Source organism: Mycobacterium sp. 012931, assembly GCF_000419295.1.
Classification (GTDB): Bacteria; Actinomycetota; Actinomycetes; order Mycobacteriales; family Mycobacteriaceae; genus Mycobacterium; species Mycobacterium marinum.
Window position 1 is genome coordinate 4968732 of record NZ_AOPX01000001.1, and the last position, 11717, is coordinate 4980448.

General features: G+C 66.5%; 11 protein-coding genes. 6 read left to right on the forward strand and 5 right to left on the reverse strand.

The annotated features are described in order from the left end of the window. The first annotated feature begins 48 nt into the window (after window positions 1-48). Window positions 49-1434 (forward strand): NAD(P)/FAD-dependent oxidoreductase, encoded by a 1386-nt coding sequence (locus MMSP_RS21825; RefSeq protein ID WP_086084697.1) that lies wholly within the window; start codon window positions 49-51, stop codon window positions 1432-1434. Here the strand turns inward: MMSP_RS21825 and manA are convergent. The 4 genes from manA to MMSP_RS26390 form a co-directional block, all read right to left on the reverse strand. After that, entirely contained in the window at window positions 1412-2638 is a 1227-nt protein-coding gene (gene manA, locus MMSP_RS21830; RefSeq protein ID WP_020788375.1) for a mannose-6-phosphate isomerase, class I, read from the reverse strand. The two genes, MMSP_RS21825 and manA, sit on opposite strands and share 23 nt — an antisense overlap. A gap of 7 nt (window positions 2639-2645) precedes the next feature. Next, entirely contained in the window at window positions 2646-3755 is a 1110-nt protein-coding gene (locus MMSP_RS21835) for a hypothetical protein (RefSeq protein ID WP_020788376.1), read from the reverse strand. Next, window positions 3752-5152, reverse strand: coding sequence for a phosphomannomutase/phosphoglucomutase (locus MMSP_RS21840; protein WP_020788377.1), 1401 nt, complete (start codon window positions 5150-5152; stop codon window positions 3752-3754). The genes MMSP_RS21835 and MMSP_RS21840 overlap by 4 nt, the downstream gene beginning before the upstream one ends. Before the next feature lie 146 nt (window positions 5153-5298). Further along, window positions 5299-5745, reverse strand: coding sequence for a DUF3499 domain-containing protein (locus MMSP_RS26390; RefSeq protein ID WP_181005660.1), 447 nt, complete (start codon window positions 5743-5745; stop codon window positions 5299-5301). Between the two features lie 173 nt (window positions 5746-5918). Here MMSP_RS26390 and MMSP_RS21845 point away from each other — a divergent pair, with 173 nt between their 5' ends. Further along, on the forward strand, window positions 5919-6341 hold the full coding sequence (locus MMSP_RS21845; RefSeq protein WP_020788378.1) for a metallopeptidase family protein: 423 nt from the start codon (window positions 5919-5921) through the stop codon (window positions 6339-6341). 65 nt (window positions 6342-6406) lie between these two features. Here the strand turns inward: MMSP_RS21845 and MMSP_RS21850 are convergent, their stop codons facing one another. Further along, a complete protein-coding gene (locus tag MMSP_RS21850; RefSeq protein ID WP_020788379.1) occupies window positions 6407-6763 on the reverse strand; it encodes a WhiB family transcriptional regulator in 357 nt (118 codons plus the stop codon). Between the two features lie 419 nt (window positions 6764-7182). Between MMSP_RS21850 and cofD the strand changes: the two genes are divergently transcribed. The 4 genes from cofD to MMSP_RS21870 are packed head-to-tail and all read left to right on the forward strand — an operon-like array spanning window position 7183 to window position 11693. After that, window positions 7183-8172: a 2-phospho-L-lactate transferase gene (gene cofD / locus MMSP_RS21855; RefSeq protein ID WP_020788380.1), complete on the forward strand. Its 990-nt coding sequence runs from the start codon at window positions 7183-7185 to the stop codon at window positions 8170-8172. Beyond that, window positions 8169-9533, forward strand: coding sequence for a coenzyme F420-0:L-glutamate ligase (locus MMSP_RS21860; RefSeq protein WP_020788381.1), 1365 nt, complete (start codon window positions 8169-8171; stop codon window positions 9531-9533). The genes cofD and MMSP_RS21860 overlap by 4 nt, the downstream gene beginning before the upstream one ends. A 28-nt stretch (window positions 9534-9561) precedes the next feature. Then, window positions 9562-11148: a class I SAM-dependent methyltransferase gene (locus tag MMSP_RS21865; RefSeq protein WP_020788382.1), complete on the forward strand. Its 1587-nt coding sequence runs from the start codon at window positions 9562-9564 to the stop codon at window positions 11146-11148. Then, window positions 11145-11693, forward strand: coding sequence for an NUDIX hydrolase (locus tag MMSP_RS21870; protein ID WP_012393149.1), 549 nt, complete (start codon window positions 11145-11147; stop codon window positions 11691-11693). Before MMSP_RS21865 ends, MMSP_RS21870 begins: the two co-directional genes overlap by 4 nt. Window positions 11694-11717: the final 24 nt, after the last annotated feature.

An 11717-nucleotide genomic window follows, 5' to 3' on the forward strand; every position in this document is an offset into this window, starting at 1 on the left:
TACCCTGCGCAGATGAGGGGGACCTTGAGCACTTCGAATAACCATGCGCTGGTCATCGGGGCAAGCATCGCGGGGCTCTGCGCGGCACGGGTGCTCTCGGATTTTTTCCACCGAGTGACTCTCATCGAGCGCGACGAGTTACCTAGCGTGCCACACGGTCGTGCGACCGTTCCGCAGGACCGCCACCTGCACATGTTGATGGCCCGTGGGGCAAACGAATTCGAGAACCTGTTCCCCGGCCTGCTGACCGACATGGTGGCCGCGGGCGTGCCCATGTTGGAGAACCGGCCGGACTGCATCTACTTCGCCGCCGCGGGCCACGCCCTGGGCACGGGTCACACCCTGCGCAAAGAATTCACCGCCTACGTACCCAGTCGGCCACATCTGGAGTGGCAGCTGCGCCGGCGAGTGCTCGAACTCGACAACATCGAAATCGTGCGGGGACTTGTCATCGAGCCCCGTTTCGAACCGACGACCCAGACAGTGAGCGGGGTGCTGGTCGCACCCCCCGACGACGACGATGGTGCTGAGCCACAGTTTCTGGCCGCCGACCTCGTGGTCGACGCGGCAGGCCGGGGTACCCGCCTACCGGTTTGGTTGAGCAAGTGGGGGTATCAGCGCCCCGCCGAACAAAGCATGGACATCGGCATCAACTACGCGAGTCAACAGCTACGCATCCCCGACGGCCTGATCCAGGAAAAAGTGGTGGTAGCCGGTGTCGCACATGACCGCTCGCTTGGGCTTGGGATGCTGTGCTACGAGGACGGCACCTGGGTCATGACCACCTTCGGAGTCGCCGGCGCCAAGCCACCGCCGACCTTCGGCGAGATGCGCGCGCTCGCCGAGCGGCTGCTCCCGGCCCGATTCAACGCCGCGCTGGCACAGTCCGAACCCATCGGGGCCCCGATGTTTCACGCCTTCCCCGCCAGCAAGTGGCGCCGCTACGACAAACTGGACCGCTTCCCGGCCGGGATAGTGCCGTTCGGTGACGCGGTGGCCAGTTTCAATCCCACTTTCGGGCAGGGCATGACGATGACATCGCTACAAGCCGGTCATCTGCGCCGCGCGCTGCAATCCCCGCACGGTGACCTGGCCACCCAACTGAATCGGGCCACCGCCAAAACGACCTACCCGGTGTGGACGATGAACGCTATCGGCGACATCAGCTTCCACCATGGCCTCACGCAGTCGCCACCGGCCTGGTGGCGGCCGGCCGGGGCCCTGTTCGATCAGTTCCTCGGGGCCGCCGAAACCGATCCCGTTCTCGCCGAATGGTTTCTGCGCAGGTTCTCATTGCTGGACAGCCTCTACATCGTCCCGCCACCGCGGCTGATCGGTCGCACCATCGCCCACAATGTAGGACTGTGGTTGCGCGAACGCCGGCAATCGGCCAGCAGCCGCGGCCGAACCCTCACAGCCCCACGGTCGCCCTGAACAGCTTGGTGGGCTCCTGGGCAAGCAACCGGATCGGGCCGTCGTCAGCCGCCACCCAAGCGGCATTACCGTGTTCGAGCGTCAGCGACTGAGACTTCCCATGCACCACCGTGGAACCCTCGGTGCACAACAAGATCTGCGGTCCCTCGTGGCTCGAGGATGCGTCGATCTCATGGCCGAGGTAGTCGCCGTCGAGCACCAGCAGCGCGACGGCGAACTCGTCGGTCGGGGTCTCATACACCAGTTCCGGGCCTTCCCGGCGAACCGGCGGCCGCAGGTCGGAAGCGGCAGTCGGAGCGAAGTCGAGCACCCGCAGCAGTTCCGGGACATCCACGTGCTTCGGAGTCAGTCCGCCGCGTAATACGTTGTCGGAGTTGGCCATTACCTCAAGCGCAAAACCGCGAAGGTACGCATGCAGATTGCCGGCCGACAAGAAGATGGCCTCCCCGGGTGCCAGGCTGATGCGGTTGAGCAGCAACGCCGCCAGCACTCCGGCGTCACCGGGATAACGCTCACCGAGTTCGAGCACCGTCTTGGCTTCGGCAACGAATTCTGTCGCGCCGGAGCTGACGTAGTGGATGGCGCCGTCGAGCACGGCCGGCACCAGCACGTCGATGTCGGGCTGGGGAGCGGTGATCCAAGTGGTGAACAGGGCACGCAGGCCATCGGCGTCGGACTGGTCAAAGAGCAAGTCGATAAACGGGTCGAGGTCCGACACCGCCAGCGCCTGCAGGAGTTCGCGGGTACGGGCCGCTTGACGGAATCCGGCCAACGCCTCAAAGGGCTGCAACGCCACCAGCAGTTCCGGCTTGTGGCTGGTGTCGCGGTAGTTGCGCACGGGTGAGGACACCGGGATGCCCATTCGTTCCTCACGCAGATATCCCTCGACGGCTTGCTCGGCACTCGGGTGGGCCTGCAGCGACAGCGGTTCGTCGGCGGCCAGCACCTTGACCAGAAACGGGAGCACGTCACCGAACCGGGCTCGTGCGCCGGGCCCAAGCTGTCCCTCCGGATCTGCGGACAGCGTCTCGAGCAGCGAGCTCTCGCCGCCATCGGTTTCCAGCCAGGCCGGGTCTCCGGGGTGCGCACCGAACCAGAGTTCGGCCTCAGGATGAGCGGCCGGTACCGGCCGACCGGTGAACTCGGCGATGGCGGTGCGCGATCCCCACGCGTATGTCCGTAACGCTCCGCGTAGTAGTTCCACCTTCTACCTATCCCCGCACGAGTCGCAAATACACCGCAGCCATCTCCAGGCGAACGGCCAATACTGCCAGTTTTTGTTCGGCACGGGGTTCGGCGGTCGGAGCCGGCGCACGGTCCGAGCCGGCGGGCCCGCCGGGTCCCCCTGGAACCTGCGCCGCATCCTCGGCCGCAATCAGGTCGATGTTGTCGAGCCCGGCGACCCGTGCGCCGACCACCGTGCGCTCGGCGGCCAGCGTCAGTGCCAGCACTCGCATCTGCTCCGGCCGCGGGCCGTCTATCTCCTCGTCGTGGAACAACGCGTCCACACCGTCGTCGTACCCGGAAGCCGCCCCGGCACGCAGCGCGACAACCGCGTCGGCCAGCCAGGTGGCAGCGGTGACCTGGTGCGCGATCCTCAGCAGCACGGAACTGCCGTGGCGGGCCAGGGCCAATGTCGCGGCACCATCGGCGGCCAGCACAATCCGGCGACCGGAGATGCGCGCGGCAAGTGCCTTGGCCGGGTTGGTGAATACCTCGCGACCGGCGCTGTTGCACAACGTCTCGGCGTCCAGGTCGTCGGCCAGCGCCGCCAGGTCGATGCGCAGCTTGGGATCCACGGTGCGCAGCACGGCCAGCCCCGCGGCCAGGTAGCGGCACAGCCCGAATTCGTCGGGAACCGACAACCGCGGTGCCAGCACCGCGGCCCGACCCGCCGCGCAATCGCGCAGTGGCCCCTCGTTGGGGGCCGCGACCACAACCCGCGCACCTCGACGCACTCCCATCGCGGCCGCTCCCACCAGCGCGGGATCTCCGGGGTCGTCGCCGGCGACGACCATCACGTCGAGCGGGCCCACCCACGGCGGCGCCTCAGTGGCGATCGTGATCGGCTCACCAACCGTCGCCCCCAGCGTTGCGGCGAGCATGTCCCCGGCGGTCTGGGCGGTGCCCCGGCCGGCCACCCAGATAACCGTACGTGGTCGGTCATCGATGTTCAGTGAGTCCAGTTCGCCTTCGTCGGACGCGGCAGCGATGGCGCGCACCTGCGCGCCGGCCGTCGATGCGGCCCGCAACAGGCCGTCTCGATCAGCAGCAATCAGGCTATCGGCATCTTCCAGATCGATCGCCTGGGTGGCCTTCACGGTCCCGCCTCTCCCCGGGGTGACTGGGCAGCGATTTCCGCGCTGACCTGTTGGACCACCGCGTCGACATCCTCGGCGCTGCGGGCTTCCACATTGAGCCGCAGCAGCGGCTCGGTGTTGGAGCTGCGCAGGTTGAACCAGCTGTCGTCACCCAAATCCACCGTCACCCCATCCAGGTGGTCGATGGACACAATCCTGCTACCAAATGACTTCAAGACGCCCTCGACACACGCCGGCGCGTCAGCCACGGTGAAATTGATCTCGCCCGAGGATGCATAGCGCTGATAGTCGGCGGTCAACTCCGACAATGGTCGGCTCTGCTCACCGAGGGTCGCCAGCACGTACAGCGCGGCCAGCATTCCCGAGTCGGCGCCCCAGAAGTCGCGGAAGTAGTAGTGCGCCGAATGCTCCCCGCCGAATATCGCGCCGGTGTCGGCCATCAGGGCCTTGATGTAGGAGTGGCCGACCCGCGAACGCTGCGGCGTGCCGCCGCGCTCGACGACCAGCTCGGGCACCGCGCGCGAGGTGATCACGTTGTGGATCACGGTGGCGCCGATCTCCCGACTGAGCTCGCGCGCCGCCACCAGGCTGGTCACCGTCGATGGAGAGACCGGCTCCCCACGCTCGTCCACCACGAAGCAGCGGTCGGCATCCCCGTCGAAGGCCAGCCCGATGTCGGCACCGGTTGCCACCACGAACTTCTGCAGGTCCAGCAGATTCGCCGGGTCCAGCGGGTTGGCTTCATGGTTGGGGAAGGTGCCGTCGAGCTCAAAATACAACGGCAACAGCGTGACCGAATCGATCGCACCGAGCACGGCCGGCGCGGTGTGCCCGGCCATCCCGTTACCGGCGTCCACGGCCACGCGCAGCGGTCGTAGATCCGCGGTGTTGACCAGCGAGCGCAGAAACACCCCGTAGTCCCCGAGCACATCCTTGTCGGCGATTGTTCCGGCGGTCTCGGCCACGGCGATCGCCACCGGATTGACCAGGTCCTCGCGAATGGCGTTGAGCCCGGTGTCCGCACCGACCGGCTTGGCGCCGGCCCGGCACAGCTTGATGCCGTTGTAGGCCGCCGGGTTGTGGCTGGCAGTGAACATCGCGCCCGGACAATCGAGCTGCCCGGCGGCGAAATACAGCTGGTCGGTGGATGCCAGACCGATGCGCACCACGTCGAGGCCTTGCGCGACCACCCCACTGGCGAAGGCCGCGGCCAGCGCCGGCGAGCTGTCGCGCATGTCGTAGCCAATCACCACCTGCCGCGCCCCCTCGCCGCGCATCAACCGCGCGAACGCGGCGCCGATATCGGCGCACAGGGCTTCGGTGATCTCTTCGCCTACCAGCCCTCGGACGTCATAAGCCTTGATGACACGATTGATAACCGCGGCGGGCCAAGACATGGCGGGGGCTCCTGACGACCTAGATTGGTTGGACTCTTGGCCGCCAGCCTATCGGCCCGCCGAATCAGCCGGGGACCCGAACGGTGTCGAGTTGCCGGGGCCGCCGACAGCGACCGACCGGGGCTGGGCCGAAGTCGGGCCCAGAACTAATCGGAGGGGTCGGGCAACACCCTCAGGTGTCCACGGCGCCGGCCGGAGCGATGTTCGGGTGAAGCCAGCACGCCACCGCTCGGCGCGGTGGCATGCGCTCCGGCATGACGCATCACCTGGTCAGAGAATCCGTTGTGTGCCGCACCTGTTGCACCCGCGCAGGATGCATCCGCGGTTGGGCCCTGTTCGCGCACGGCGTCAGCGAGCGCGACCAGGTCATCCTCATCCGGGTGGGTAGGCAGTGGGCCCGCATGGCGCACGAGTTCCCACCCGCGCGGGGCGGTAATTCGGCCAGCGTGACCAACACACAAGTCCCAGGAGTGTGGTTCCCGCGCGGTAGCGAGCGGACCTATTACCGCAGTCGAGTCCGAGTAGACGAACGTCAACGTGGCCACTGCATAGTGCGGACACCCGGGCCGGCAGCAGCGACGGGGTACGTTCACGAGGCAAAGGCTATCGTGCGGAAACGCCGCCGAAGGGGCGGACACGCGCATCCGCTCTAGCCACGATGTCCAACCGTTACCATCGGCGCGTGAGCGATTACCGCGGCTTCGAGCGAAGCGGTCGGCCCAGCGGCAGGCCCGCGTCGCGCCGAGCCAGACGCCGGGGTCGCGATTTGCGCGGCCCGCTGCTGCCGCCCACGGTGCCCGGCTGGCGCAGCCGCGCCGAGCGCTTCGACATGGCGGTGCTGAAGGCATACGAACCCATCGAGCGTCGTTGGCAAGATCGGTTGTCCGAACTGGACATCGCGGTCGACGAGATCCCCCGCATCGCAGCCAAGGATCCGCACAGTGTGCAGTGGCCGCCCGAAGTGATCGCCGACGGCCCCATTGCGCTTGCCCGGCTGATTCCGGCAGGAGTGGACGTCCGCGGCAACTCCACGCGGGCGCGAATTGTCTTGTTCCGCAAGCCAATAGAGCGACGGGCTAAAGACACCATCGAGCTTGGCGAACTACTGCATGAGATCTTGGTGGCCCAGGTGGCCATTCATTTGGACGTTGAACCCTCGGTCATCGATCCGACCATCGGCGACGACTAGATCGACGGTTGGCCCAGTCGCATCCGCAGTGGATCAGATCTGGACCCTATCCGACTCAGCTCTGATCAGATGATGCCGCGCTTGAGGCGGCGGCGTTCGCGCTCGGACAGGCCGCCCCAGATGCCGAAGCGTTCGTCGTGGGCCAGTGCGTACTCCAGGCACTCGTGCCGCACCTCGCAGCCCAGACAAATCTTCTTGGCCTCCCGGGTGGAGCCACCCTTCTCCGGGAAGAAAGCCTCGGGATCGGTTTGCGCGCAAAGGGCGCGGTCCTGCCACTGGTCGGCGGGCGGGTCTACCGGCTCCGGCAGCGGTTCAGGCTCGAATGCGGCAGACGCATCGGGAACCAAACTCAAATGCGGCCGGGCAATTTCCATCGGCGACACCGTCACCGAACCGGCCGTGGTGTGCGGTGTGCCTCCCATTACGCCCCGAAGGTGCTCATAGGGCATGCCTCCGCCTCCTCACCTAATAGATAATGAATGGTTTCCCACTGTTTTGATGTACAGCCAACCCAATTCGAACTAGTGATCGAATCTCGGTCTGCGACACCGAAACCGGCCGGCCAACCGGGAAATGACACTGACGTGATTAGACACGGGTTGGGCAGCCTGGTCAAGCACTACGGCGCATTTCCATATCATCTCGTGATGAAAATTCGGCGTTTCTGTTTCAGTTGCGGTCCGGGCGTGTCGAATGGAACTCGTCACAGTACTTGCCGAAAGTCCTTCCTGGCTCGGTCACGGGTCGGTCACGATGTGCGCCGACAGACTACCCGCCCGACTAATCCCGCGTACCTGACCCCGCCCGACCCTGCCTTAGCCAACAGGTACTGTCCTGCGTTGTGAAGCTCACCGTTCTCGTCGGCGGAGTGGGCGGCGCCCGCTTCCTACTCGGGGCGCAGCGTCTGCTCGGCCTGGGCCAGTTTGCCACACCCGACGACAACGCGCGCCACGAACTGACCGCAGTGGTCAACATCGGCGATGACGCCTGGATCCACGGGCTGCGCATCTGCCCAGACCTGGACACCTGCATGTACACCCTCGGCGGCGGCGTGGACCCCCAGCGCGGCTGGGGCCATCGAGACGAAACCTGGCATGCCAAAGAGGAACTCGCACGTTACGGCGTCCAGCCCGACTGGTTCCAGCTGGGTGATCGAGACCTGGCAACCCATTTGGTGCGCACCCAGATGCTGCGGGCCGGCTACCCGCTGGCACAGATCACCACGGCACTGTGCGATCGCTGGCAACCGGGCGCGACGTTGCTACCGGTGAGCAACGATCGTTGCGAGACACACGTTGTGGTCACCGATCCGACCGACCAGCAGCAGCGGGCGATCCATTTCCAGGAATGGTGGGTGCGCTATCGCGCCGAACTGCCAACACATAGCTTTGCCTTCATCGGCACCGAAATAGCTAGCGCCACAACAGAAGTCACGGCAGCGATTGCCGATGCAGATGGCATCATGCTGGCGCCGTCGAACCCGGTGGTCAGCATCGGGGCCATCCTTGCGGTTCCCGGCATCCGCGCCGCGCTGCGGGCCACCCGCGCCCCGATCATCGGCTACTCCCCCATCATCGCCGGAAAGCCGGTGCGCGGCATGGCCGATGCCTGCCTTTCGGTGATCGGTGTGGACACCACCGCGGAGGCGGTCGGCCGGCACTACGGCGCCCGCGCCGCCACCGGTGTACTCGACTACTGGCTGGTCGCCGAGGGCGATCAGGCCGAAATCGACTCGGTCACGGTGCGATCGATACCGCTGCTAATGAGTGACCCGGAAGCGACGGCACAGATGGTGCGGGCCGGTCTCGAGCTTGCAGGCGTGACGGTGTGAGCGGTCCTGCGCTACCGCCAACGGGCGAACACGGCACGGCATCGGCCATCGAGATCTTGCCGGTCGAGGGCCTGCCCGAATTCCGCCCCGGTGATGAGCTCAGCGCGGCCATCGCCACGGCCGCACCGTGGTTGCGCGACGGCGACGTAGTCGTGGTCACCAGCAAAGTGGTGTCCAAGTGCGAGGGCCGGTTGGTGACCGCACCTGCCGATGAAGAAGCCCGAGATCAGCTGCGCCGCAAGTTGGTCGACGACGAAGCGGTGCGGGTACTCGCACGCAAGGGCCGCACCCTGATCACCGAGAGCCGGCTCGGACTGGTCCAGGCTGCCGCCGGCGTGGACGGCTCCAACGTGGATCGATCTGAATTGGCATTGCTGCCAGTCGATCCCGACGCCAGTGCGGCGGCTCTGCGGACCGGCCTGCGGGAGCGGCTCGGTGTCACCGTCGCCGTGGTCATCACCGACACCATGGGCCGCGCCTGGCGCAACGGCCAGATCGACGCCGCGGTCGGCGCCGCCGGCGTCTCGGTACTGCACAACTATTCGGGCGCCACCGACCGGCATGGCAACGAGTTGATTGTCACCGAGATCGCGGTCGGCGACGAAATCGCCGCCGCGGCGGATCTGGTCAAGGGCAAACTGACCGCGATGCCAGTGGCCGTGGTGCGCGGGCTGCCGGTGCGCGACGACGGCTCAACCGCCCGGAATCTGGTGCGGCCGGGCGAGGAAGACTTGTTCTGGCTGGGCACCGCCGAAGCCATCGAGCTGGGCCACCAACAAGCCCAACTGATGCGCCGGTCGATCCGGCAGTTCGCCGACGAGCCGGTCCCTCCGCAGCTGCTGGAGGCCGCCGTCGCAGAGGCGCTTACCGCTCCGGCGCCACACCACACCCGCCCGGTGCGGTTCGTCTGGCTGCAATCCCATGCCACCCGAATTGCGCTGCTCGACGCCATGAAAGACAAGTGGCGCCACGACCTCGCCGGCGACGGCAGGTCGGCTGATTCGATCGAACGCCGAGTCACGCGCGGTCAGATTCTCTACGATGCGCCCGAGGTCGTGATTCCGATGCTGGTCCCCGACGGCGCGCACACCTACCCCGACGGGGCCCGCACCCAAGCCGAGCACACCATGTTCACCGTCGCGGTGGGAGCGGCCGTGCAGGCCCTGCTGGTGGCTTTGGCGGTGCGCGGGCTGGGCAGTTGCTGGATCGGCTCCACGATCTTTGCCGCCGACCTGGTACGCGCACAGTTGCAGCTGCCTGCCGACTGGGAGCCATTGGGCGCCATCGCGATCGGCTACGCGCAGCAGCCGGCCGAGTTACGCGACCCGGTGCACCCCGGGGACCTGCTGATCCGCAAGTGAGCCGACGGCTGCGACGATACTTGGAGCTATGAAGACGTTCGCGGGCAAGACCGCCGCGTCTGCCGACAAGGTCCGCGGCGGCTACTACACCCCGGCGCCGGTAGCCCGATTTCTGGCGCGCTGGGTCGGCCGGGCCGGGACGAAGATCCTGGAGCCATCGTGCGGCGACGGCCGGATCCTGGCCGAGCTGGCCGCGGCCAGTGGCAGCGCCCGGGGTGTGGAGCTCATCGCAGACGAAGCGGCCAAGGCTCGACGGTTCGCGCCCGTCGACAATACGAACCTGTTCACCTGGCTGGACGAGTCAGCGACCGGCCGCTGGGACGGGGTGGCCGGCAACCCGCCCTACATCAGGTTCGGAAACTGGCCGGCCGACCAACGAGACCCGGCTTTGGAACTCATGCGACAGGTCGGACTGAACCCCACCAAATTGACCAACGCATGGGTACCGTTCGTTGTGGCGAGCACCATCGTGGTGCGCGACGGCGGACGAGTGGGTCTGGTGCTACCCGCCGAACTGCTTCAGGTCGGCTACGCCGGTCAATTACGCGAATTCTTGCTGAACCGGTTCCGGGAAATCACCTTGGTGACCTTCGACCGGTTGGTATTCGACGGAGTCTTGCAGGAAGTTGTTTTGTTCTGTGGTGTCGTCGGCAGTGACGCCGCGCAGATCCGCACGGTCAACCTCGGCGACGCCGACGCGCTTGCGACCGCTGATCTTGAAGTCGAGCCCGCGGCCGCGCTGCGTCACGAAAATGAGAAGTGGACAAAATACTTTCTTGACCCCCGTCAAATTCAGACAATGCGCGCGCTCAAACAATGCGATGCGATGATCCGGCTGGGCGCGGTGGCCGATGTGAATGTGGGCATCGTGACGGGCCGCAACAGCTTCTTCACTTTCACCGACACCGTGGCCCGCCAATTGGGGCTGGCGGCACATTGCGTGCCGCTGGTTTCGCGCAGCGCGCAGTTGCGTGGTCTGGTCTACGACCCGGACTGCCGGGCAAGCGATATCGCCGCCGATCATCGGACCTGGTTGCTCGACGCTCCCGCCGATCCGGCCGACCCAGCGCTGATCGCGCACATCGACGCCGGCGAGGCGGCTGGTGTCCACCTGGGCTACAAGTGCTCGATCCGCAAGCCGTGGTGGAGCACACCGTCGCTGTGGGTCCCAGATTTGTTCATGCTGCGCCAAATCCATCGGACGCCGCGTCTGAGCGTCAATTCCGCGGCGGCAACCAGCACCGACACGGTGCATCGGGTCCGGATCAAGACGGCAGGGCCCCGGGTCGACCCGACGGCCCTGGCCGTGGCGTTCCACAACAGCGTGACGTTCGCCTTCGCCGAGATCATGGGCCGCAGTTACGGAGGAGGCATATTGGAACTGGAACCCCGTGAGGCCGAGCTACTTCCGATTCCCCCGCCCACCCGTGCGGGTGCCGAGCTGGCCACCGATGTGGACCTGCTGCTCAAGGCCGATGAGATCGACAAGGCGCTGGACCTGGTGGACCGACATGTGCTGATCGGCGAACTGGGCATGGCTCCAGACGCCGTGGCGCGATGCCGCTCGGCCTGGATGACGCTGCGTGATCGCCGGATCAAACGGGGATCACGATGAAGGTTGCCCCCGTCGGTGTTCGAGAGTCCGCGATCGCGATGCTGTCGCAGTGGCGGGCCCCTGACCCGGCCCAGGACTCGCTACGTCATGCCGTGCTGGCCTTCCTGCACGCCCGCGCCGATGCGTGTCTGCGCGAGTGCGAAGCCGGTCATATCACCGCGTCGACGCTGGTGCTCGACGAGCGTGGCCACGTGCTGCTCACCCTGCATCCGCGGCTGGGCCGTTGGGTGCAGCTGGGCGGGCACTGCGAGGACGACCATGACATCGTCGCCGCGGCATTGCGGGAAGCGACCGAAGAATCCGGCATCGACAACCTGCTCATCGACCCCGAATTGGTGGCCGTGCATGTCCACCCGGTGACCTGTTCACTGGGCGTGCCGACACGTCATCTCGACCTGCAGTTCGTGGCGCGTGCGCCGGCCGGGGCGCAAATAACGGTCAGCGAGGAATCCGACGATCTGCAGTGGTGGCCACCGGATGCGTTGCCGCCGGGCACCGATCACGCGCTGCGATACCTGGTCGACCGCGCGGCACAGAGGGCCTGACACCGACCGCAGCCTGGGCGGCCG